The 21,435-nt window shown below is 71.8% G+C and carries 22 protein-coding genes; 11 read left to right on the plus strand and 11 right to left on the minus strand.

The genetic code is table 11. From position 1 onward, the window contains the following. Nucleotides 1-260: 260 nt before the first annotated feature. Nucleotides 261-1,679, minus strand: coding sequence for an NYN domain-containing protein (locus LCD35_RS09935; RefSeq protein WP_374108061.1), 1,419 nt, complete (start codon nt 1,677-1,679; stop codon nt 261-263). 74 nt (nt 1,680-1,753) lie between these two features. Here LCD35_RS09935 and LCD35_RS09940 point away from each other — a divergent pair, with 74 nt between their 5' ends. Continuing rightward, nucleotides 1,754-3,472 carry a DEDD exonuclease domain-containing protein gene (locus LCD35_RS09940; protein WP_224966979.1) on the plus strand — a complete coding sequence of 573 codons (1,719 nt, stop codon included), beginning with the start codon at nt 1,754-1,756 and terminating at the stop codon, nt 3,470-3,472. A 72-nt stretch (nt 3,473-3,544) separates the two neighbouring features. Here LCD35_RS09940 and LCD35_RS09945 read toward each other — a convergent pair whose 3' ends face one another. The 4 genes from LCD35_RS09945 to LCD35_RS09960 all read right to left on the minus strand — a co-directional run bounded on the left by LCD35_RS09945 (nt 3,545) and on the right by LCD35_RS09960 (nt 7,751). Next, nucleotides 3,545-5,212: a cytochrome bc complex cytochrome b subunit gene (locus LCD35_RS09945; protein WP_304612899.1), complete on the minus strand. Its 1,668-nt coding sequence runs from the start codon at nt 5,210-5,212 to the stop codon at nt 3,545-3,547. Then, nucleotides 5,209-6,369: a ubiquinol-cytochrome c reductase iron-sulfur subunit gene (locus LCD35_RS09950; protein WP_224955315.1), complete on the minus strand. Its 1,161-nt coding sequence runs from the start codon at nt 6,367-6,369 to the stop codon at nt 5,209-5,211. Before LCD35_RS09950 ends, LCD35_RS09945 begins: the two co-directional genes overlap by 4 nt. Beyond that, the gene (locus LCD35_RS09955) at nt 6,366-7,169 is read right to left on the minus strand and encodes a c-type cytochrome (RefSeq protein ID WP_224955314.1); all 804 of its coding nucleotides are present in this window, start codon (nt 7,167-7,169) and stop codon (nt 6,366-6,368) included. Before LCD35_RS09955 ends, LCD35_RS09950 begins: the two co-directional genes overlap by 4 nt. Nucleotides 7,170-7,232: 63 nt before the next feature. After that, nucleotides 7,233-7,751 carry a heme-copper oxidase subunit III gene (locus LCD35_RS09960; protein ID WP_224955359.1) on the minus strand — a complete coding sequence of 173 codons (519 nt, stop codon included), beginning with the start codon at nt 7,749-7,751 and terminating at the stop codon, nt 7,233-7,235. A 265-nt stretch (nt 7,752-8,016) separates the two neighbouring features. Here LCD35_RS09960 and LCD35_RS09965 point away from each other — a divergent pair, with 265 nt between their 5' ends. The 3 genes from LCD35_RS09965 (at nt 8,017) to trpD (ending at nt 9,987) form a co-directional block, all read left to right on the plus strand. Next, nucleotides 8,017-8,376: a hypothetical protein gene (locus LCD35_RS09965; protein ID WP_224955358.1), complete on the plus strand. Its 360-nt coding sequence runs from the start codon at nt 8,017-8,019 to the stop codon at nt 8,374-8,376. A 150-nt stretch (nt 8,377-8,526) separates the two neighbouring features. After that, nucleotides 8,527-8,934 carry a hypothetical protein gene (locus LCD35_RS09970; protein WP_224955313.1) on the plus strand — a complete coding sequence of 136 codons (408 nt, stop codon included), beginning with the start codon at nt 8,527-8,529 and terminating at the stop codon, nt 8,932-8,934. A 27-nt stretch (nt 8,935-8,961) separates the two neighbouring features. Then, nucleotides 8,962-9,987: an anthranilate phosphoribosyltransferase gene (gene trpD / locus LCD35_RS09975; protein ID WP_225044078.1), complete on the plus strand. Its 1,026-nt coding sequence runs from the start codon at nt 8,962-8,964 to the stop codon at nt 9,985-9,987. Between the two features lie 104 nt (nt 9,988-10,091). Here the strand turns inward: trpD and LCD35_RS09980 are convergent, their stop codons facing one another. From LCD35_RS09980 to LCD35_RS09990, 3 genes are all read right to left on the minus strand, one after another. After that, nucleotides 10,092-10,370 (minus strand): Lrp/AsnC family transcriptional regulator, encoded by a 279-nt coding sequence (locus LCD35_RS09980; RefSeq protein WP_224955312.1) that lies wholly within the window; start codon nt 10,368-10,370, stop codon nt 10,092-10,094. Between the two features lie 134 nt (nt 10,371-10,504). Further along, complete coding sequence (locus LCD35_RS09985; RefSeq protein WP_224955311.1) at nt 10,505-10,903, minus strand: cytochrome c oxidase subunit 4; 399 nt, start codon at nt 10,901-10,903, stop codon at nt 10,505-10,507. A 36-nt stretch (nt 10,904-10,939) separates the two neighbouring features. Next, nucleotides 10,940-11,899 carry a cytochrome c oxidase subunit II gene (locus LCD35_RS09990; RefSeq protein WP_224955356.1) on the minus strand — a complete coding sequence of 320 codons (960 nt, stop codon included), beginning with the start codon at nt 11,897-11,899 and terminating at the stop codon, nt 10,940-10,942. 432 nt (nt 11,900-12,331) lie between these two features. Between LCD35_RS09990 and asnB the strand changes: the two genes are divergently transcribed. Further along, a complete protein-coding gene (asnB, locus tag LCD35_RS09995) occupies nt 12,332-14,260 on the plus strand; it encodes an asparagine synthase (glutamine-hydrolyzing) (protein WP_224955310.1) in 1,929 nt (642 codons plus the stop codon). A gap of 67 nt (nt 14,261-14,327) precedes the next feature. Here asnB and LCD35_RS10000 read toward each other — a convergent pair whose 3' ends face one another. Further along, nucleotides 14,328-15,779 (minus strand): alpha-amylase family protein, encoded by a 1,452-nt coding sequence (locus LCD35_RS10000; protein ID WP_224955309.1) that lies wholly within the window; start codon nt 15,777-15,779, stop codon nt 14,328-14,330. A gap of 245 nt (nt 15,780-16,024) precedes the next feature. Here LCD35_RS10000 and LCD35_RS10005 point away from each other — a divergent pair, with 245 nt between their 5' ends. Then, on the plus strand, nt 16,025-16,240 hold the full coding sequence (locus LCD35_RS10005; protein WP_225044074.1) for an RNA-binding S4 domain-containing protein: 216 nt from the start codon (nt 16,025-16,027) through the stop codon (nt 16,238-16,240). 54 nt (nt 16,241-16,294) lie between these two features. On the opposite strand, the gene LCD35_RS10010 is transcribed toward LCD35_RS10005, so the two are convergent. Next, nucleotides 16,295-16,657, minus strand: a complete 363-nt coding sequence (locus LCD35_RS10010) for an iron-sulfur cluster assembly accessory protein (RefSeq protein WP_224955307.1) — start codon at nt 16,655-16,657, stop codon at nt 16,295-16,297. Between the two features lie 248 nt (nt 16,658-16,905). Here LCD35_RS10010 and LCD35_RS10015 point away from each other — a divergent pair, with 248 nt between their 5' ends. From LCD35_RS10015 to cobS, 5 genes are all read left to right on the plus strand, one after another. Further along, the gene (locus LCD35_RS10015) at nt 16,906-17,544 is read left to right on the plus strand and encodes a DUF3043 domain-containing protein (protein WP_224955306.1); all 639 of its coding nucleotides are present in this window, start codon (nt 16,906-16,908) and stop codon (nt 17,542-17,544) included. Nucleotides 17,545-17,634: 90 nt separating this feature from the next. Next, nucleotides 17,635-18,618 (plus strand): aldo/keto reductase family protein, encoded by a 984-nt coding sequence (locus LCD35_RS10020; RefSeq protein ID WP_224955305.1) that lies wholly within the window; start codon nt 17,635-17,637, stop codon nt 18,616-18,618. 80 nt (nt 18,619-18,698) lie between these two features. Continuing rightward, a complete protein-coding gene (locus LCD35_RS10025; protein ID WP_224955304.1) occupies nt 18,699-19,253 on the plus strand; it encodes a bifunctional adenosylcobinamide kinase/adenosylcobinamide-phosphate guanylyltransferase in 555 nt (184 codons plus the stop codon). A 28-nt stretch (nt 19,254-19,281) separates the two neighbouring features. Then, nucleotides 19,282-20,388, plus strand: a complete 1,107-nt coding sequence (gene cobT / locus LCD35_RS10030; protein WP_224955303.1) for a nicotinate-nucleotide--dimethylbenzimidazole phosphoribosyltransferase — start codon at nt 19,282-19,284, stop codon at nt 20,386-20,388. Nucleotides 20,389-20,413: 25 nt separating this feature from the next. After that, nucleotides 20,414-21,148, plus strand: a complete 735-nt coding sequence (cobS, locus tag LCD35_RS10035; protein WP_224955302.1) for an adenosylcobinamide-GDP ribazoletransferase — start codon at nt 20,414-20,416, stop codon at nt 21,146-21,148. 4 nt (nt 21,149-21,152) lie between these two features. Here the strand turns inward: cobS and LCD35_RS10040 are convergent, their stop codons facing one another. Beyond that, the gene (locus LCD35_RS10040) at nt 21,153-21,434 is read right to left on the minus strand and encodes a MoaD/ThiS family protein (RefSeq protein WP_224955301.1); all 282 of its coding nucleotides are present in this window, start codon (nt 21,432-21,434) and stop codon (nt 21,153-21,155) included. Nucleotide 21,435 lies beyond the last annotated feature (1 nt).

Raw genomic sequence — 21,435 nt, forward strand, 5'->3', positions numbered from 1 at the left:
GGCGCTTCGCGGAGGACCCGGAGTGGGTCGCTGATCGCCGCGAAGACGCGGTAAGGCTACGAAAGGTGAAGCGTGACGTCTAGAAGAGGGGGGGTAATTCTTCTGAACACTGCGCAATAGCACAATGGGATTATCTTCATACGCGGAGCGTGATCAGATGGCCCGATCTTCTGACCAGCGGCTCCCCGAAGGGTCGGCCCGGACCGGATCAGCCCAGCGCACCGGAAGATCGCGCTATGAGATCCACCACGCCCCCGGCCTCACACCCGGTTCAGGCGCTCCAGCAGCACCGCCGACGCCACCGCGTACGCGCCCGTGCGCCGCACCGACGTGACCACCGCGCGGTCCGAGGTCGCCACCACCAGCTGCCTGCCCTGCGGCTCGGCCACCACCAGTTCCCGGATCACGTCGTCCGCGATCACCCCGGGCGGGCTGAACATCACCCGCACCCCGCGCGGGCCCGCCGTCGGCACCGACAGCACGTCCGCCCCGTCGAACACCACCGTCACCTCGGCACCGGTGCGCGCCGCCAGCGCGGCCAGCTGGTGCGCCAGCCGGTTGCGCTGGTCGGCCAGCGGCAGGTCCGGGTAGCCGGTCTTCGTCACGTTGTAGCCGTCGACGATCAGGTGCACCGCGGGCAGCGCCAGCAACCGGTCCAACGCCGCCGCGTCGGCGACCCGGCCCGTCTCCCCCGAATCCGGCCGCACCCGCTGCACCACGTCCGCCGGGCGCGGCCCGTGGCCGACCGCGCGCAGCTCCCGGCGCAGCCCGCCGAGCGCGCCCTCCATCGTCTCCAGCAGCAGCGAGATCCGGACCTCGTCGCCCTGGCGGGCCTCCCGGGCCGACTGGCGGGCCACCTCGGTCTCGGCCGCCGCGCGCTGCGCGCGGTCCCGCTCCTCCTGCGCGCGGGCGCGCTCCCGGTCCCGCTGCGCGCGCAGCTCCGCCAGCTCCGAACCGATCCGCTCGTGCGCCTCGGCGAGTTCCGCCCGGGCCGCCTGCGCGTCGTCCTTGGCCTCCTTGAGCCGCACGCCCTGCTCCCGCAGCCGCTTGCGCAGCCGGTCGGCCTCCGAACCGGACTCGTCTCCGGCCCGTTCCCCGGCGCGGCGGGCCTCGGCCAGCTCGGCCTGCAACCGGTCCACCTCCCCGGCGAGGCGCTGGGCGCGGGCCTGCGCCGAATCCCGCTCGCCGCGCAACCGGCCCTGCTCCACGCGGAACGCGACCAGCTCCAGGTAGTGGCCCGTGTTCGGCAGCGCCAGCAGCACCCCCGCCGCGGCCACCACCACCGGGTCCGGGTGCACCCCGTCCAGGCCCTCAGGGCGGTTCTCCCGGCACCAATCGACGACCGCGGTGCGGAACACCGGGGAGTCCCGCAGCGCCGCCACGAGCGGGCCTTGGCCGAGCTTCGCGCGCTTCGCCGGGGCGAACCGGACCACCGGTCGCAGCGGGGCGGGCACGTCCGAGGGCCGCACGTCGTCGAGGGCCTCCGCCGCCAGCTCGGCGAGCCGGGCGCGCACCGGTGCGGGCAGCTCCTCCGGGTCCTCGGCGCCGTACTCCCCGGACCGTTCCGGTGCGGACTGGTCGAGACCGGTCTCCGGGGCACCGACCGGCGCCTGCCGCGGACCGTCCACAGCAGACTCTTCGGTGCGCGGGGAGTCAGCACCCGACGTCGGCGGAACCACGCCCCCAGGCTAGTCGGCCGCTCCCCGTTCACCCGATCCGGAGGTTGTCGGGGACCCGTCGTAGCGTGCACGCGATGACCGGGCAGCTGACCTTCGACGAGATCGACGACGAACTCCCGCTGCACCGCGCCACCTTCGTCGTCGTCGACCTGGAGACCACCGGCGGCAGCTCCCGGCAGGACACCGTCACCGAGATCGGCGCGGTGAAGGTGCGCGGCGGCGAGGTCCTCGGCGAGTTCGGCACCCTCGTCGACCCCGGGCGCGAGATCCCGCCGATGGTCGTCTCGATCACCGGCATCACCCAGGCGATGGTGCACGGCGCTCCCCGGTTCGACTCGGTGCTGCCCGCGTTCCTGGAGTTCGCCCGGGACGCGGTGCTCGTCGCGCACAACGCCCCGTTCGACGTGGGATTCCTGCGGGCCGAGTGCGAACGGCTCGGCGTCGCGTGGCCGAAGCCGGCCGTGCTGTGCACCGCGAAGCTCGCCCGCCGGGTGCTGAGCAAGGACGAGACGCCGAACCACAAGCTCGGCACCCTCGCCCGGGTGCTGCACGCCCGCACCACCCCGGTGCACCGCGCCCTCGACGACGCCCGCGCCACCGTCGACGTGCTGCACGCGCTGCTGGAGCGCCTCGGGCCGCTGGGGGTGCGGACCGTGCCGGAACTGCTGGAGCACCTGCCCGACGTCACCCCGCAGCAGCGCCGCAACCGCGGCCTCGCCGACCCGCTGCCGCACGCCCCTGGCGTGTACCTGTTCCGCGGCCCGAACGAGGAGGTGCTCTACGTCGGCACCGCCTCCGACCTGCAGCGCCGGGTCCGGCAGTACTTCACCGCCGGGGAACGCCGCGCCCGCGTCAAGGAGATGGCGGGGCTCGCGCAGCGGGTGGACCACGTCGAGTGCGCGCACCCGCTGGAGGCCGAGGTGCGGGAGCTGCGGCTGCTCGGCGCGCACCAGCCCCGCTACAACCGCCGCTCCAAGTTCCCGAAGCGCACCTGGTGGGTGGTGCTCACCGAGGAGGCGTTCCCGCGGCTGTCGATCGTGCGCACCGCCCGCGACGGCGCGCTCGGCCCGTTCCGCTCCCGCACCGCGGCCGCGGCGGCGGTGGAGGCCCTGCACGCGGGCGGTTCGCTGCGCCGCTGCACCGAGCGGATCCCGGCGCGCGACCAGCGCGGCCGCCCGTGCGCGCTGCACGAGCTGGGGCGCTGCGCGGCACCGTGCGCCGGGCTGCAGGGCGTCGAGGAGTACGCACCGGAGGTGATCTCGGTGCGCGAGGTGATCTCCGGCTCGCCCCGCTGGGAACCCGGTGGGCTGCTCGACCGGCTGCGCGCGGAACTGGGCCGCTTCTCCGCCGAGGAGCGCTTCGAGGACGCCGCCGCGGCCCGCGACCGGCTCGCCGAGCTGGTGCGGGCGCTGGACCGGGCGCAGCGCTGGGCGGCGCTGGCGGCGGTGCCCGAACTGGTCGCCGCCCGCCCCGACGGTTCCGGCGGCTGGCAGCTGGCGGTGGTCCGCCACGGCAGGCTCGCCGCCGCCGGGAACGCGCGCCGCGGGGTGCCGCCGATGCCGGTGGTCGACGCGCTGCAGGCCGCCGCGGAGACGGTGCTGCCCGAGCCGGGGCCGCTGCGCGGCGCCCCCGCCGACGAGGTGCGGGTGGTGCACCGCTGGCTGACCACCGGCGGCACCCGGCTGGTCCGCTGCGCGCAGCCGTGGTCGGAACCGGCCGGTTCCGCGGCGTCCTGGCGGGAGTGGCTGGAGCGGGCCGCCAAGGCCAGGGCCCCGTACCCGGCCGCCGACTGACCGACCGGTCCTCGAACGAGCGAACGGCCCGGCACCCCTGGGGGCACCGGGCCGTTCAGCCGTGCGTGCGGCTCACTCGGAGGGCTGCTGCGGCTTCCCGCCGGAGACCAGCTCGCGCTGCTCCCGCTCCTCGTGCGCCAGGCGCTCGTTCTCGGCGCGCGCCCGCGCCAGCGCCTCGGTCTCCTCCGCCGGGTCCGGCTTGAGCCAGCTGCCCTCGACGGGGGTGCCCGCGGCACCGAGCTTGTTCATCTTCTTCGGCACCGAAGCGCCCTGGTACGGCAGCTCCTCGGGGTGGCCGTGCGAGTCGACCGGGCCGAGCGGCTGGTGCACCTCGATGAACTCGCCGTGCGGCAGCCGCTTGATGATGCCGGTCTCCACGCCGTGCTCCAGCACCTCGCGGTCCGAGCGCTGCAGGCCCAGGCAGATCCGGTAGGTCACCCAGTAGGCCAGCGGCGGCAGCAGCAGCAGACCGATGCGGCCGCCCCACGTCATCGCGTTCAGCGAGATGTTCAGCTCGAACGCGATCACGTCGTTCATGCCGGACACCATCAGCACGCCGAAGAACGCCAGCGCCATCATGCCGAGGCTCGTGCGTACCGGGTTGTCCCGCGGACGCTGCAGCAGGTTGTGGTGCGCGTCGTCCCCGCTGAGCTTGCGCTCGATCATCGGGTACGCGATGAGCAGCGTGAACATGATGCCCATGCCCAGCGCACCGCAGAAGAACACCGGCGGCACCGTGTACGGCCCGATGTAGAGCTCCCAGGCCGGCCAGATCCGCAGGATGCCGTCCGCCCACATCAGGTACCAGTCCGGCTGCGAGGCGGCGGAGACCTGCGAGCCGATGTACGGCCCGAGGTTCCAGATCGCGTTGATCTGGAAGACACCGCTCATGATCGCCAGGATGCCGGTGGTCAGCGCGAAGAACGCACCGCTCTTGAGCGCGAAGGTCGGCATGATGCGGATGCCAACGACGTTCGACTCCTTGCGCTTCGGCCCGGGGAACTGCGTGTGCTTCTGGTACCAGACCAGCGCCAGGTGCGCCGCGACCAGACCGAGCATGATCCCGGGCAGCACCAGCACGTGCAGGATGTACAGCCGCGGGATGATCTCCGTGCCGGGGAACTCCCCGCCGAACAGCGCCCAGTGCATCCAGGTGCCGAGCACCGGGATGGACAGCACGATGCCGGACATGGTGGCGCGGACGCCGGTACCGGAGAGCAGGTCGTCCGGCAGCGAGTAGCCGAAGAAGCCCTCGAACATGCCCAGGATCAGCAGCAGCGAGCCGATGACCCAGTTCCCCTCACGCGGGCGCCGGAACGCACCGGTGAAGAAGATCCGGAACATGTGGGCCATCATCCCGGCCACGAACAGCAGCGCCGCCCAGTGGTGCAGCTGCCGGATGAACAGGCCGCCGCGGACCTCGAACGAGATGTCGAGGGTGCTCGCGAACGCCTTGGACATCTCGACGTCCTGCAGGTTCCGGAACACCCCGTCGTAGGTGACCTCCTCCATGGAGGGGTCGAAGAACATCGTGAGGTAGATCCCGGTCAGGATCAGGATGATGAAGGTGTAGAGCGCGATCTCGCCGAGCAGGAACGACCAGTGCGTCGGGAAGACCTTGTTCAACTGGCGGCGGATGCCCGGCGCCATGTTGTAGCGCTTGTCCGCCTCGTCGGCCGCGGAGGCCGCCTTCCGGTAGAGCTTGCTCTCCGGTTTGGTGGGCGTCGTGATCGAACTCATGAGTTGCGCTCCCAGTACGCTGGGCCGACCGGCTCGATGAAGTCGTGCCTGGCCACGAAATATCCCTCTTCATCCACCGTGATCGGTAGCTGCGGCAGGGAACGGGTGGCCGGACCGAAGACCGGCTTGGCGTAAGTGTTGACCACGTCGAACTGCGACTGGTGGCACGGGCAGAGCAGGCGACCGGTCTGCTGCTCGAACAGCGAGGTCGGGCAGCCCACGTGGGTGCACACCTTCGAGTAAGCGTAGTAGTCGCCGTAGTTGAAGTCCTCCTGGCCCTTGCGCTTGATCGGAGCGCTGCCCGGCCGGAGCCGGATGAGCATCACCGGGGCGTCGCTGCGGCGCAGCACCGAGACGAGCTTGTGCTCGTCCTCGCGGTCGGACTCGCGGAACGGGAAGACCGTCTCGAAGCCGCCCGCGTCGATGTCCTCCGGGCGCAGCAGCGACACGTCGTGCGGGTCGCCGGTGTCGCGCCGCAGGTAGACCTTCTCGTCGCCCTCCTTCATCCACGCCGTGTGCTTGAGGGAGTCGGGTCCCTCGGTCGCCCACGGGTTGCGGATGAAGCCGCCGATGGCGATGACGCCGGTGCCCAGGCCGAGCACGGCACCGCTGAAGGCGAGCGTGCGCTGGATCATGGAACGCCGGGCGAAACCGCTGCGCACGCCGGTGTCGGCGAGGATCGCGGTGGTCGTCTGCCGGTCGACCTCTTCGGAGCCGTGCCCGTCGTGGCGCTGCTGGATCGCGACCTCGTGCGGGATGAGCCGCTTCGCGTAGAGCACCACGCCGACGCCGATCGCGAAGATCGACAGGCCGAGGAACAGGCCGACCAGCGGCGTGTACAGGTTGTAGAGGAAGTACTCGCGGCCGCCCTGCTGCGGGGTCACGTAGCCCCAGGGCCAGAACACGAACACGGCGATGAAGGCGATCGCGGAGAGCCCGGCCAGCGCGAACCAGGCCGCGACCGCGCGCTCGGCCCGCTTCTCGGCGCGGGTGTTCTCCACCGGGAACGGATCTTCGTAGTGGAGGAGCTCGACGCCGTCCAGCGCCAGCCCGAGCCGCATCTTCTCGTCGCGGCTCATCTCGGCCAGTTCGGCCTCGGTGTAGTCCCGCCTGGGGGTTTCGTGCCCCTCGTCCCGCGGGGTGTCACTTGCACTCATGCCCTGGCTCCGATCCACAGGGTGACGCCGATCAGCGCGCCGAGTCCGACGACCCAGGCGATGACGCTCTCCGAGGCGGGGCCGAAGCCGCCGAGGGAGCTGCCACCCGGGTTGTTGTTGTTGTTCGTCACGGACTTGACGTACGCGATGATGTCCTTCTTCTCCTCCGGCGTGAGCTGCCGGTCGGAGAACTTCGGCATGTTCTGCGGCCCGGTGAGCATCGCCTCGTAGATCTGCTGCTCGGTGGGAGCGTCGAGGCTGGGCGCGAACTTGCCGGACGACATCGCGATGCCGCGTCCGGTGAAGTTGTGGCAGGAGGCGCAGTTGAGCCGGAACAGCTCACCGCCTCGCGAGGAGTCGCCGGTGGCGGCGGCTCCGGTGGTGTCCGGGGACTCGGGGCCCCCGCCGTAGGTCTGCACGTAGGCGGCCATCGCGTCGATCTCCTCGGGGGAGAACTTCGCCGGCTTGCGGATCGCCTGGGCTTCCTGGCGGACCATCGGCATGCGGCCGGAGGAGACCTGGAAGTGGACGGCGGCCTCGCCGACGCCGACCAGGCTCGGGCCGCGGTCCTTCACGCCGCCCAGGTTCGCGCCGTGGCAGCTGATGCACGCGTTGTTGTAGAGCTGCTCGCCCTGCCTGACCAGCGCCGGGTCCGCCGCGGCGTGCGCGGTCTGCGGCTCGGGGGTCAGGACGGTGTACAGCCCGCCCGCGCCGACCAAGGCGATCCCGAGCGCGAGGACACCGGAGAGCCTGCGCCGGAACTTGGATCCCGCGCGGTTCCGTTTCTTGATGGTGGTCATGAGTGCGGCAACCCTTGCTGTCAGGTTCGGGGTGTTACGTGGCGGCCCGGTGGGGCCGGTGGATCACGGAACGAGGTAGATCACGGCGAACAGTCCGATCCAGACGATGTCGACGAAGTGCCAGTAGTACGACACGACGATCGCCGCGATGGCCTGTGCCGGGGTGAACTTGCTCAGCTTGGTTCGGATGAGCAGGAACACGAAGGCGATGAGCCCGCCGATGACGTGCAGGCCGTGGAAGCCGGTCGTCATGAAGAACACCGTGCCGAACGCCGACGAGGCGATCGTCGTGTGGTGCGCGGTGACCAGCGTGTAGTACTCGCCGGCCTGTCCCAGCACGAAGATCGTGCCCATGATCAGCGTCACCACGTACCAGCGGCGCAGGCCGAACACGTCGCCGCGCTCGGCCGCGAACACACCCCACTGGCAGGTGAACGAGGACGCCACCAGGATCACCGTGAAGGGGAGGGCGTATGCGATGTTCAGCTCGCTGGGCGGCGGTGGCCACGCACCCTCGTTCTGCGCCTTCACCGTGAAGAACATGGCGAAGAGTCCAGCGAAGAACATCAGCTCGCTGGCCAACCAAACGATGGTGCCGACGCTGACCATGTTCGGCCGGTTCAGCGAGTGCACGCGTTGACTGATTGAGGGCGCTGCCGTTGTCACGCGACGCATTATGTCCCGTGCGTTTTCCCGCTGCGCCCTCGGGTCCCGGGCGTGGCTCGTCGGTGATCGGATCGCGACCTGGAGGTAACTCATCGTGATTAATTTCCGCAGCGTTTTGTCCCGTCTGGGCTTACGCGCCCGGTCAGCGGGGCCCGCCGCGCCGGATTGGGACGATTCGGACCTGATCGTCGTGGTCAGCGCGTTCGACGACGCGGAGGCCGCGTCCGCGGTCCTCGCCCGCTCCCCGGAGTGGGTCGAGGCGGGTGCCGCCGTGCTGCGCCACCACCTGCTGCTGCCGCCCGGAGCCGTCGCACAGGCCGCTGAACTGCTGGAACCGGACGGCTGGCGGTTGCGGCCCGCCCCCGAGGCGGAGCAGGCGGCCTTCGGCACCGCACCGGCGCCCGGCGAGGAGCCCCTGTTCGCGGAGCGTGTGCAGAAACTCGACGCGTTGCATTGCTCACAGGAGAACGCCCGGATGGCCGGACTGGCCCAGCGGCTCGGCGGACGCGCCGTCGGCTGGGTGGCGCTGCAGTCCGGCTGAGCACCCGCGCCGCGACCTCGTGGCGGGTACTGCTCACCCCCGTTGAGCGGCTAGCATCCGGAGATCACCGTCATCGAGGACACCCTCTCGTCATCGGGCCGGGTCACCGCGACGCAGTGCGCGGACCGCCTGGCCAGCGAGGAGCAGCTGATGAGCACGTCGACCACCACCGTCCTGGTCTTCAGCCACCGGGCCGAAGTGCGCGAATCGATCATCAACGCGATCGGCAGGCGCCCGTCGCCGGACCTGCCCCGGGTGACCTACGTGGAGGCGGCGTCGGTCGCCGACGTGCTCAGCGAGGTCGACGCGGGCCGCGCCGACCTGGTCGTCCTCGACGGCGAGGCGCAGCCCACCGGCGGCATGGGCGTGTCCCGGCAGCTGAAGAACGAGATCGCGCACTGCCCGCCCATCGTGCTCACCGTGCGCAGGCGGGACGACCGGTGGCTGGCGACCTGGTCGCAGGCCGACGCGGTGCTGGTGCACCCGCTGGACCCGCTGTCGTCCGCCGAAACGGTCGCCGAACTGCTCCGCACCGCGCTACCCGCGGTGCGGGCCTGAACCTCCCGGAGAACAATCGTGGGCACCATGTCGGGTAGCTGGCCGGAACTCCTCGGACACCTCGTGGCGGGCAACGATCTGTCCGCCGAGGACACCGCGTGGGCGATGGACCTGGTGATGACCGGCGCGGCCACCCCGGCCCGCGTCGCCGCGTTCGTCGTGGCGCTGCGCGCGAAGGGCGAGACCGCGGCCGAGGTCCGCGGCATGGCCGACACGATGCTCGCGCACTCGCTGCCGCTGGAGGTGGACCGGCGGGCCGTGGACGTGGTCGGCACCGGCGGGGACCGCTCCGGCAGCGTGAACATCTCCACGATGACCGCGATCGTGCTCGCCTCCTGCGGCGCGGTGGTCGTCAAGCACGGCAACCGGGCCGCCTCGTCGAAGTGCGGCACCGCCGACGTGCTGGAGACCCTCGGCGTCACCATCGACCTGCCCGCGGAGGGCGTGCGGGACTGCGTCGCCGAGGTCGGCATCGGGTTCTGCTTCGCGCCGGTGTTCCACCCGGCGATGAAGTTCGCCGCCGGTGCCCGCCGCGAGATCGGCATCCCCACCGCGTTCAACGTGCTCGGGCCGCTGACCAACCCGGCGCGGCCGAGCAGCGGGCTCATCGGCTGCGCGGACCAGCGGATGGCGCCGGTGATGGCGGAGGTGTTCGCGGCGCGCGGCAGCTCGGTGCTGCTGGTGTCCGGGGACGACGGGATGGACGAGATCACCACGACCTCGACCACGACCTGCTGGGTCGTCGGCGACGGGCAGGTCCGGCGGGAGCGCATCGTCCCGGAGGACCTGGGCGTCCCGCGCACCACGCCCGAGGCGCTGCGCGGCGGCGACGCCGAGGTGAACGCCGAGGTGGTGCGGCGGCTGCTCGCCGGTGACCGCGGCCCGGTGCGGGACGCGGTGATGCTCAACACCGCGGGCGCCCTCGCCGCCCACGACGGCATCGGCGAGGACCTGGACGTCCAGCTGCGCGCCGGCATCGCCCGCGCCGAGCGGGCCATCGACTCCGGCGCCGCGGCCGACCTCCTCACCCGCTGGGCGGCTTTCCGCCGGTAGTCCCGCACGAGCCGGGTTCCCGCGGTCCCCGCCTTCGGCCCGTCGCGGGAACGGGTCCGTCGTGCCGGGGAGGAGGAGCCCCGGTGGAGATCACCCGGCGGGGCTCACTCCAGGCCGATGGAGAAGGTCGCCTCGGTGTCCTCGCGCGAGTAGGAGCGGAACGCGATGTGGGTGTCGGTGTCGAGCACCCCGGCCACCTTGTTGATCTTCCCGGGGACGATGTCGGCGATGTCCTCGTGGTTCGCGACCCGCAGGATCGCGATCAGGTCCACGTCCCCGGCGCAGGAGTACACCTCGGCGACGCCCTCGATGTCGGCGACCTCCTGGGCGGCCTCGGTCAGCCGGTCGGCGACGGTCTGGATGAGCACGATCGCGGTGATCACGGGAGGGCCTCCTGGCTGCGGGACGTCGTCGCCCCGATCCTAGGCTCCCCCGCCGCCGCGCTCGCCCGCGCCCGGACGCGACGAGGCCCCCGGAACCAGGGGGTTCCAGGGGCCTCGGTCCGCTGTCGCGGAGCTCAGTCGTGGTTCGGGCCCGTGTGGTACTCGAACACCAGACCCGCGACCATGATCAGCAGCACGCCGATCGAGATCACGATCAGCACCACGTGGAAGAACGCCAGCGCGATACCGGCGAACGCGGCGGCCGCCGCCAGCCCGACGGGCCAGTAGCTGCCGGGGCTGAAGAAGCCCAGCTCGCCCGCACCGTCGCTGATCTCGGCGTCCGGGTTGTCCTCCGGTCGCGGCTCGATGCGCCGCGCCACGAACTGGAAGTAGCTGCCGATCAGCAGCGACAACCCGCCCACCAGGATCAGGGCCACCGTGCCCACGGGTTCGTGCGACCACACCCCGTAGACGATCGCCGACAGGAAGAAGAAGCCGGTGATCATGTTGAAGATCTTCGCTTCGACCTTCATGGATTCCTCACTCTCGCGCCCTACGCCCTGCCGGGATCAGTCGCCCGCTTGCCGGCCGCCGATGGTGGACGGCAAGCCGGACGTGCGGTCGGTGTCGAACGGGACCGAGGTCACCGCCCGCGGCGCGCACAGCTCACCGCAGTTCATCTGGGACAACGCCTCGGCGGCGGTGTAGTACTGGCCGGTGGCCGGGTTGGTCTGCGTACGCAGGTTGATGTACTGGTCGAACTTGTCCGGCGACAGGGCGCGGACCTCGAAGTTCATCATCGCGTGGTAGGTGCCGCACAGTTCGGCGCACCGCCCGACGAAGGAACCCTCGCGTTCGATGGTGTTCTCGAAGACGGCTTCCTGGTCGTTCTTGTCCGGGTGCGGGAAGGTGTCCCGCTTGAAGTGGAACTCGGGGACGAAGAACGAGTGGATGACGTCGGTGGAGCTCAGGTTGTACTGGATCGTCGATCCGGTCGGCAGCACCAGCAGCGGGATCTCGCTGCTGCTGCCGACGGTGCGGACCGGCTGGCCGTCCGGCGTGCGGTGGTCCGGGTAGTTGAACTCCCAGTTCCACTGGAACGAGACGACGTTGACCTTCTCGTCCGGATCGGCCGACTTGGCCATCACGTAGTTCTGGGTGGTGGCGGTGAAGTAGAACAGCACCACGACCATCACGAACGGCACCGCGGTGTAGATGACCTCCAGCGGCACGTTGTACTGGAACTGCCGGGGCAGCTCCTCGCCCTTCTTGCGGTGGAAGGCGACCGTCCAGAACATCAGGCCCCACACCAGGACGCCGACCGCCAGCGCAGCGATCACCGACCAGGTCCACAGCTGCCGCATGGACTCGGCCTGCGGGGTGACGCCCTCCGGCCAGCCGAACCTCAGGACCTCGTCGGTCGAACAGCCCGTGGCCGCGACCGCGACCAGGCCTGCCAGCCCGGCGACTTTGACCAGCCGTGGCACTCGGGTCCCCTCCTCCAGACGTTCCTGCCGCAAGCTCCCCATCCGAAAGCCCACTGCGCGACGCCTCCTCGCTGCGTGTTCCCACCGTCGCCGCGGGTTCTGGGCACAACGCGCACCCACCATGCCCCGCGGCCGGAATGCTGCGGGGGAGCCTAGCCCAGCAGTAGCCGCGATACTGCTCCGGGGTGGCGAGGTGCGCTGCACATCACCGAGATCGTCCTCGCCCGCCGCGGTGATCGGATCGGCGGGCGGGACCACTCGAACCGGTGGACTTGCCCGGCGGCGCCGGTTCCCGCGGCTCGCGCGCCCGCGCGCGGGGAACCAACCGCCCGGCCCCGGCGGTCGCGCCCGCGCTCACCGCGCCTGCACAGCGCGGCGGCACACCCGGCATACTGGGACTCCCGCCGCCGAGATCCCCGACCGGGACGCGGGGCGGAGCCCGACCCATCGCCGACGCGAGAGGTGCATGGACGCGTGTGCGGCCTGCTTGGACTTGTCTGTCCCACTGAAGAGAACGCCGGTTTCGCCGTCGACGCCGTGGCCAAAGCCCTGCCCTGCCAACGGCACCGGGGACCGGACGAGAGCGACACCTGGCACGGCGGTGAGGTCGTCTTCGGCTTCAACCGGCTGTCGATCATCGACCTGGAGCACTCGCACCAGCCGTTGACCTGGGGCCCGCCGGAGAACCCCGGCCGCTACACGATCAACTTCAACGGCGAGATCTACAACTACCTGGAGCTGCGCGCCGAGCTCGCCGAGCACTACGGCGCCCGCTTCCACACCGACGGCGACACCGAGGTGATCGTCGCCGCCTACCACTACCTGGGCACGGCGATGGTCGGCCGGCTGCGCGGCATGTTCGCGTTCCTGATCTGGGACAGCGAGCGACGCGTGGTGTTCGGCGCGCGCGACCCGTTCGGGATCAAGCCGCTGTACTACGCGTCCGGGCCCGGCGGCGTCGCGTTCGCCAGCGAGAAGAAGTCGCTGCTGAGCCTGGCGACGACGCTGCGCATCGGTGAGGACATCGACCACAAGGCGCTGCAGCACTACCTCACGCTCCAGTACGTGCCGGAGCCGGAGACGATGCACCGCCAGATCTCGCGCATCGAGTCGGGCACCTCGTTCACCGTCTCCCCCGGCGGCCGGCTGGTCACCGAGCGGTACTTCGTGCCGAACTTCACCTCGAAGCCGGTGCGCAACGACTCGGACGCGCGACGGCTGCACGACCAGATCGTCGACGTCATGCGCGATTCGGTCGCCAAGCACATGCGCGCCGACGTCACCGTGGGCTCGTTCCTGTCCGGCGGCATCGACTCGACGGCGATCGCCTGCCTGGCCAAGGAGCACAACCCGAACCTGATCACCTTCACGACCGGGTTCGAGCGGCAGGGCTACTCCGAGGTGGACGTGGCCGCCGAATCGGCCGCGGCGATCGGCGTGAAGCACGTGATCCGCACCGTCTCCCCCGAGGAGATGATGGAGACGCTGCCGCTGATCATCTGGTACCTGGACGATCCGGTGGCCGACCCGGCGCTGGTGCCGCTGTGGTTCATCGCCCGCGAAGCCCGCCAGCACGTGAAGGTGGTGCTCTCCGGCGAGGGCGCCGACGAGCTGTTCGGCGGCTACACGATCTACCGGGAACCGCTGTCGCTGGCGCCGTTCGAGCGGGTGCCGGGCACGCTGCGCAAGGCGATGGGCAAGGTCTCCACGGCGATCCCGGACGGGGTGCGCGGCAAGGACCTGCTGCGCCGCGGGGCGCTGTCGCTGGAGGACCGCTACTACGGCAACGCGCGGATCTTCCGGGACGACCAGCTCAAGGCCGTGATGGCGGCCTTCGACCCGGGCGTCTCGCACCGCGACGTGACCGCCGCGCCGTACCGCTCCTCGGCGAGCTGGGACCCGGTGACCCGGATGCAGCACGTGGACCTGTTCACCTGGCTGCGCGGGGACATCCTGGTCAAGGCGGACAAGGTGACGATGGCGAACTCGCTGGAGCTGCGGGTGCCGTTCCTGGACAACGAGGTGTTCCGCGTCGCCAGCGGCATCCCGCTGGACCAGAAGATCACCCCGGAGACCACGAAGTACGCGCTGCGCCAGGCGATGAAGCAGGTCGTGCCCGCGCACGTGCTCAACCGCCGCAAGCTGGGCTTCCCGGTGCCGATCCGGCACTGGCTGCGCGACGAGATGCACGACTGGGCGCGCAACATCATCCAGCAGTCGCAGACCGAGCGGCTGCTGAACAAGACCGCGATCCTGCAGCTGCTGGAGGAGCACCGGTCCGGGGTGTTGGACCACAGCCGCCGGTTGTGGGCGCTGCTGGTGTTCATGATCTGGCACGGCATCTTCGTCGAGGGACGGCTGTCCCCCGAGGTCCCGGAGCCGTACTACCCGGTCAAGCTCTGACCGCGCGACAACGTCGAACGGCCGCTCCCTCCCACCGGGAAGGAGCGGCCGTTCCGCTTCGCGCGGGTCAGCTCAGCTTGGCCCCGGCGTGCAGCGCGACACCGGAGTTCGCGGGCACCGAGGTCGTCAGCCAGCCGTCCTCGTTGACGTCCACGGTGCCGCCGGTGCAGGACCCGTCCTGCAGCGAACCGGACATCACGTCGCAGTAGGTCCCGGCGGGCAACGAGGTCTGGAACGGCTGCTGCTCGATCGCCGCGTCCTCGCGGTTGAGCACCACGAACCCGGCGTCACCGCGGCCGAACGCGACCCGGCCGGCCCCGTCGTCCCACCAGTTCGTCAGCTCCGCGCCCTGCACCTCGCGGTGGAACCCGGCCATGCCGGCGATGATCGGCCGCGCGTGCTCGCACACCCACGCCTGGTCGGAGCAGCTCGCCGGGCTGGTGCGGCCCTCGGAGTCGGCGGGCGGGCCGGCGTCCGGGTCGTCGAAGGCGAACCCGGAGATCAGCTGCGGGGTGCCGTACGGGAAGGCGAGCATGAACGCGTTCGCCAGGTCGTAGGCGGTGCCGTCCTTGTAGGTGAGCGTCGGCTCGCTGCGCTGGGTGTCGTGGTTGTCGATGAACACCACGGCCTGCTCGCTGGGCAGCGTCATGTGGTCGGCCACGTCCTTGAGACCGGCGAGCGAACCGTTCTTGAAGGCCTCGCTGACCTCGTGGTGGTAGGCGAACTCGGTGACGTCTCCGTTGCCGGCGTACTCCCCGGCCGAGGTGGCCTGGTCGGCGATGACCTCCTGGAACACGTACGGCCGCGCACCGGTGCCGGGCACCTCGTCCAGCCCGTCGAAGATCGCGCCGACGTCCTCCGGCGGCATGTGCTTGACGCCGTCGACGCGGAAACCGGAGACGCCGAGGCTGATCAGGTCGTTCAGGTAGGCCTTCTCGGCGGAGCGCACGTAGTCCGACTCGGTCGCGAGGTCGGAGAGCCCGACGAGCTCGCAGTTGCGGACCTCGCCCTTGTCGTCGTAGTTCGCGATGTCGCGGCGGCAGTCGTGGAAGTCGGCGTCGCTGTACAGGCCCGGGTACACGTACTTCTCGTGCGTGGTGCCCGCGCTGCCGATCGCGTCGCTGGCGGCCATGTGGTTGACCACCGCGTCGGCGTAGATCTGCACCCCGGCGTCGTTGCAGGCGGAGACCATGGCCGCGAACTGCTCGCGGTTCCCGCGCCTGCTCTCCAGCTGGTAGCTCACCGGCTGGTAGTCCTGGTACCAGGGGTGGTCCTCGCCGTCGAGGCGCACGTGCTCCTGCGGCGGGGACACCTGGACGGCGCCGAAGCCCTTCGGTCCGAGGGTGCTGCGGCACTCCTGCGCGATGGAGTCCCAGGGCCACTGGAACAGCTGCACGATCGGTCCGGCCACGGGTGCCGCGGCCGGTTCGGGGGCGGCGGGAGCTGTCATGGCCCCGGCCGCGGGCACGACGGACGTGGCGGCGAGCGCCACCGCTAGGGCGTATGCGGGTAGAGGCATCGGGCAACTTTCTCGATTGAGTACTTGCCCGTCGATCACAGGTTCTTTCCCGCGTCCAGTCAATGCGCCATTGGCACCAGCGCTGACCTGCCCGTTCACCCGGAACGGCGGTGCCGCGCGCGTTCCACCGCAGGTCACCGCGAACGTCGCGGAGCTTGGCGGACACACCTCGCCGGGAACGTGACCCGCGCTACTCGCGACCGGTGGCCGCGAACCGCACCGCGCCCCCGGCGGAGAATGCGGGCATGCGCGATGTGGAGATCCGGGAAGGCACCATCCGGCTGGGCCAGCTGCTGAAGCTGGCGGGCCTCGCCGAGCACGGCGCCGACGCGAAGGCCCTGCTGGAAGAGGGCGAGGTGCTGGTCAACGACGAGGTCGAGACCCGGCGCGGCCGCCAGCTCGCCCCGGGAGACCTGGTCGCCCTCGGCGACGAGGAGGTGCGGGTCGTCGTGGCCCCCTGACGGCACGCGAACGGCCCGGCTCCTGCGCGGGAGCCGGGCCGTTCGGAGTTCGGGTCAGTGGAACGAGTCGCCGCAGGCGCAGGAGCCGCCCGCGTTCGGGTTGTCGATCGTGAAGCCCTGCTTCTCGATGGTGTCCACGAAGTCGATCACCGCGCCCTCCACGTACGGGGCGCTCATCCGGTCGACGACCACGTCGAGGCCCTCGAAGCCGCGCCGCGCGTCGCCGTCCAGCGAGCGCTCGTCGAAGAACAGCTGGTAGCGCAGGCCGGCGCAGCCACCGGGCTGGACGGCGATGCGCAGGTGCATGTCATCGCGGCCCTCCTGCTCCAGCAGCGCCTTCGCCTTCTGCGCCGCGGAGTCGGTCAGGGTGACACCGTGCGAGGGCGCCTCGCTCTCAGTCGTCGTCTGGGCGGTCATGACTCTCCCTAGAGGTCTCGCTCGTCCGCTTCCGGCGTGACGTCCAACGTCGGCGCCGACCCGAGGTATTCCCCGCCGGGGAGGGGCGACTCGGGAGGCGAGTCGTGTTGGTCTACCAGCCTCCATGGTGGCACAGACCGCGCGCGGAACCACGTGAACGTCCTCGCACCCGCACGCGTCCGGCCCGGCGCTTCCCCGAACACGCGGTCACGTGCGCCCGGCCGAGTGGCGTCGAATACCCTGGAGGGGTGAGGTTCCTTCGCCGCAGCAGCGCTGAGCAGACCGCGACCGACGACGCTTCCACCGAGAGCGCCCAGGTCGCGCCGGAACCCGCCCGCGACCGCACTCCCGGCAAGGGCCGTCCCACGCCGAAGCGGCGCGAGGCCGAGACCCGCCGCCGCGGCCCGGTCGCGCCGCCGCCGAAGACGCAGCGCGAGGCGATGAAGCGCGCCCGCGGCAACAAGGACGAGCGCCGCAAGGCCGCGCGGGAACGCCGCGAGCGCATGATGGCCGGCGACGACCGCTACCTGATGCCGCGCGACCGCGGGCCCGTGCGCGCGTACGTGCGCGACATCGTCGACACCCGCAGGCACATGATGGGCATGTTCATGCCGCTGGTGCTGGTCGTGTTCGTGACCACGCTCGTGCAGAACGTGCTCGTGCAGCAGTACGCCACCCTGGTGTGCCTGGTGCTGCTGCTGACGATGCTGTTCGAGGGCACGCTGCTGGGCCGCGCCGTGAACAAGCGGGTGCGCGCGAAGTTCCCGGACGCCACCGAGCGGCCGCTGTCGCTGGGCTGGTACGCGTTCACCCGGGCCATGCAGCTGCGCAGGCTGCGCGTGCCGCGGCCGCGGCTCACCCCGAAGGACTTCCACAAGATCGGCTGATCCCGGCCCCCGCTGGACGCCGCGGCGGACCTCGATCGCCCCGCATTCCGCCGGATGCCGCCGGGTCCGCGCGCGGCATAGGGTCCGGGCATGGAGTTTCGACGCCTCGGCAACAGCGGTCTGTCCATCAGCGAGATCGCGTACGGCAACTGGCTCACCCACGGCTCCCAGGTCGAGGAGGACGCCGCGCACGCCTGCGTGCGGGCCGCCCTCGACGCGGGCATCACCACCTTCGACACCGCCGACGTCTACGCCCGGACCCGCGCCGAATCGGTGCTCGGCCGGGCGCTGGCCGGGCAGCGCCGGGAAGGGCTGGAGATCTTCACGAAGGTCTACTTCCCCACCGGTGAGGGCCCCAACGATCGCGGTCTCGGTCGCAAGCACATCATCGAGTCCTGCAATGCCTCGCTGCGCCGGTTGCAGACCGACTACGTCGACCTCTACCAGGCCCACCGGTTCGACCCGTCGGTGCCGCTGGAGGAGACGATGACCGCCTTCGCCGACCTGGTGCGGCAGGGCAAGGCGCTCTACATCGGCGTCTCCGAGTGGTCCGCCGAGCAGCTCACCCGCGGCGCCGAGCTGGCCCGCGAGCTGTCGGTGCCGCTGATCTCTAACCAGCCGGAGTACTCGATGCTGTGGCGCGTCATCGAATCCCAGGTGGTGCCGGTCAGCGAGCGCGAAGGAATCGGGCAGATCGTGTTCTCCCCGATCGCGCAGGGCGTGCTCACCGGCAAGTACCTGCCGGGGCAGCAGCCGCCCGCGGGCTCCCGCGCCACCGACGAGGGCGGCGGCGCGAAGATGATCTCGCGGTGGATGCGGGACGACGTGCTCTCCGCGGTCCAGCGGCTGCAGCCGGTCGCCTCCGACCTGGGCCTGTCCACCGCGCAGCTCGCCATCGCGTGGGTGCTGCAGAACCCGAACGTGTCGGCGGCGATCGTCGGCGCGTCCCGGCCCGAGCAGGTCGCCGACAACGTCGCGGCCTCCGGCGTGGAGCTCGGCGCGGACGTGCTGGACCGCATCGACGAGGTGCTCGGCGACCTGGTCACCGCGGACCCGCGGGAAACCCGCTCCTGAGCGGACCCGGCCCGGCCCGGCGCACCGCCGGCCCGGGTACGGTTCCCGCAGTCGTTCACCCGATCGCAGGAGGTGCACCGGTGGCCGCGTCCGCACGCACCCTGGTGCTCGGCGGGGCCCGCTCCGGGAAGTCCGCGCACGCGGAGGGCCTGCTCGGCGCCGAGGAGCCCGTCACCTACGTCGCGACCTCCCGGCACGACCCCGGCGACGCCGAGTGGACCGAGCGGATCGCCGCGCACGTCGTCCGCAGGCCTGCGACCTGGACGACCGCCGAAGCCGGCGACCCCGCGACGCTGCTGGAACTGCTGCGCGGCGCTCCCGCGGACGGCCCCGCGCTGCTGGTGGACGACCTCGCGACCTGGCTGACCGGGGTGCTCGACGACGCGGGCGCCTGGGACCGCGACCCGGCGGCGCTCGACGCGGTCGCGGCCCGCTGCACCGCGCTCGTCGAGGCCGTCGCGGGCTGCGCGGCCCGGCTGGTGCTGGTGTCCGCGGAGGTCGGGCTCGGAATCGTGCCCGCCACGAGTTCTGGAAGACTTTTCCGCGACCGGCTCGGCGAGCTCAACGCGCGGCTCGCCGACCGCTGCGACGCAGTGCTGCTGCTCGTCGCGGGAGTCCCGCTCCGGTTGCGCTGACCACCCGCCCCTACCCCGGAGGTAACCCTTGTCCACCGCACCCGAGAACACCCCGGTCCGGTTCGGCGCCGTGCCGCCGCCGGACGAGCAGGCGCGGCGGCAAGCGGTGGCCCGGCAGGAGCAGCTGACCAAACCGGCCGGTTCGCTCGGCAGGCTGGAAGAGCTCGGGGTGTGGGTCGCGGGACGTCAGGGCAGTTGCCCGCCGCGCCCCTTCGAACGCGCCCGGGTGGTGATCTTCGCCGGGGACCACGGCGTCGCCGAGCACGGCGTGTCCGCCTATCCCGCCGAGGTCACCGGCCAGATGGTGCGCAACTTCCTCGACGGCGGTGCCGCGGTGAACGCGCTGGCCAGGGCGAACGGCGCCACCGTGCGCGTGCTGGACGTGGCGGTGAACGCCGACACCCCGCCCGCGGTGTCCGGGCGCAAGATCCGCCGCGGTTCCGGGGCCATCGACCGCGAGGACGCGCTCACCGCGGACGAGGCGCGGGACGCGGTCGAACTGGGCAAGGCCGTCGCCGACGAGGAGATCGATTCCGGCGCGGACCTGCTCATCGCCGGTGACATGGGCATCGGCAACACCACCCCGGCCGCGGTGCTCATCGCCGCGCTCACCGGCATCGAGCCGGTGGCGGTGGTCGGGCGCGGCACCGGGATCGACGACAACGCGTGGATGCGCAAGACCGCCGCGATCCGGGACGCGCTGCGCCGGGCCCGCCCGGTGCTCGACGACCCGGTGGCGCTGCTGCGCACCAGCGGCGGCGCGGACATCGCCGCGCTCGCCGGGTTCCTCGCGCAGGCCGCGGTGCGCCGGACGCCGGTGCTGCTGGACGGCGTCGTCGTCGGCGCCGCCGCGATGGTCGCCGAGGAACTCACGCCCGGTGCCCGCCAGTGGTGGCTGGCGGGGCACCGCACCGCCGAGCCGGGCGGGACGCTGGTGCTCGAACACCTCGATCTGAGCCCGATCCTCGACCTGGAGATGCGCCTCGGGGAGGGCTCCGGGGCCGTCACCGCGCTGCCGGTGCTGTCGGCCGCGGTGCGCGTGCTGGCGGAGATGGCGACGTTCGGCGAGGCGGGCGTCGGCGGCCCCACCTCCGCCGAGGCCATCGGCCCCGACCCGGAGGACCAGGAGCTGTGACCTGCCCCGGAACGGCCGCGGCCCGATGAACGGGCTGCTGCTGGCGGTGTCCTGGCTGACGGTGCTGCCGCTGCCCGCCCGCGAGGTCGACGACCGCGCCTGCCGCCAGGCCATCGCGCTCGCCCCGCTGGTGGGCGCGCTGGTCGGCGGGTTCGGCGCGGTGCTGCTGTGGGCGCTGACGGCGCTCGGCGCGCCGGGACTGCTGGCCGGGCTGCTCACCGTGGCGGCGCTGGTGCTGGTCACCCGGGGCATGCACGTGGACGGGCTGGCCGACACCGTCGACGGCCTCGGCTGCTACGGCCCGCCGGAGCGGGCGCTGGCGGTGATGCGCGACGGCGGCGCCGGCCCGTTCGCGGTGGTCGCGCTGATCATCGCGGTGGGCGTGCAGGCGGCGGCGCTCGCCGAGCTCGCCGCGTCCGGGCGCTGGGCGGTGGTAGTGCTGGCGTGCGCGGCGGGCCGGGGTGCGTTCGTGCTCTGCTGCCGCCGCGGGTTGCCGGCCGCGCGACCGGAGGGCATGGGCGCGCTGGTCGCGGGGACCCAGCCGTGGTGGCTGGTCGCCTGCTGGTGGGCCGGGCTGCTGGCCGGGGGCGCGCTCGCGGCGTCCTGGTCGGGGGCGGCCGCGGTGCTGCTGGCCTGCGTGGTGCTGCTCGGGTTCACCGCGCACGTGCGGCGGCGCTTCGGCGGCATCACCGGCGACGTGCTCGGGGCGGGCGCCGAGCTCACCACCACCCTGGTGCTGGCGGTCTCCGTGCTCGGCTGACGCGTCAACCACCGGCGACCGAGGGGATGACGCGGACCTCGGTCCCGTCCCGCACCTCCGATCCGGCGCCGTCCAGCCACCGGCATTCCTCCCCGTCGAGGTAGAAGTTGACGTGGCGCCGCAGCCCGCGGCTCTCGTCCCGCAGCCGCCGCTCCAGCGCCGGGTGCCGGGCCGCGACCACGTCCAGCACCCCCGCCAGCGTGGCCTCCCCCGGTTCGACCTCCAGCCGCTGCCGCCCGCCCGCGTGCTCGCGCAGCAGCAGCGGCAGCACCAACGTCACCCGCACC

The sequence above is a fragment of the Saccharopolyspora sp. 6V genome (assembly GCF_020176785.1).
Classification (GTDB): Bacteria; Actinomycetota; Actinomycetes; order Mycobacteriales; family Pseudonocardiaceae; genus Saccharopolyspora_C; species Saccharopolyspora_C gregorii.

Bases quoted from the DNA above. Each gene is read 5' to 3' on its own strand.
- LCD35_RS09940 (WP_224966979.1), top strand. From the start codon at position 1,754: ATGACCGGGCAGCTGACCTTCGACGAGATCGACGACGAACTCCCGCTG.
- LCD35_RS09945 (WP_304612899.1), bottom strand. From the start codon at position 5,212: ATGAGTTCGATCACGACGCCCACCAAACCGGAGAGCAAGCTCTACCGG.
- LCD35_RS09950 (WP_224955315.1), bottom strand. From the start codon at position 6,369: ATGAGTGCAAGTGACACCCCGCGGGACGAGGGGCACGAAACCCCCAGG.
- LCD35_RS09955 (WP_224955314.1), bottom strand. From the start codon at position 7,169: ATGACCACCATCAAGAAACGGAACCGCGCGGGATCCAAGTTCCGGCGC.
- LCD35_RS09970 (WP_224955313.1), top strand. From the start codon at position 8,527: ATGAGCACGTCGACCACCACCGTCCTGGTCTTCAGCCACCGGGCCGAA.
- trpD (WP_225044078.1), top strand. From the start codon at position 8,962: ATGTCGGGTAGCTGGCCGGAACTCCTCGGACACCTCGTGGCGGGCAAC.
- LCD35_RS09985 (WP_224955311.1), bottom strand. From the start codon at position 10,903: ATGAAGGTCGAAGCGAAGATCTTCAACATGATCACCGGCTTCTTCTTC.
- LCD35_RS09990 (WP_224955356.1), bottom strand. From the start codon at position 11,899: ATGGGGAGCTTGCGGCAGGAACGTCTGGAGGAGGGGACCCGAGTGCCA.
- LCD35_RS10000 (WP_224955309.1), bottom strand. From the start codon at position 15,779: ATGCCTCTACCCGCATACGCCCTAGCGGTGGCGCTCGCCGCCACGTCC.
- LCD35_RS10005 (WP_225044074.1), top strand. From the start codon at position 16,025: ATGCGCGATGTGGAGATCCGGGAAGGCACCATCCGGCTGGGCCAGCTG.
- LCD35_RS10010 (WP_224955307.1), bottom strand. From the start codon at position 16,657: ATGACCGCCCAGACGACGACTGAGAGCGAGGCGCCCTCGCACGGTGTC.
- LCD35_RS10020 (WP_224955305.1), top strand. From the start codon at position 17,635: ATGGAGTTTCGACGCCTCGGCAACAGCGGTCTGTCCATCAGCGAGATC.
- cobS (WP_224955302.1), top strand. From the start codon at position 20,414: ATGAACGGGCTGCTGCTGGCGGTGTCCTGGCTGACGGTGCTGCCGCTG.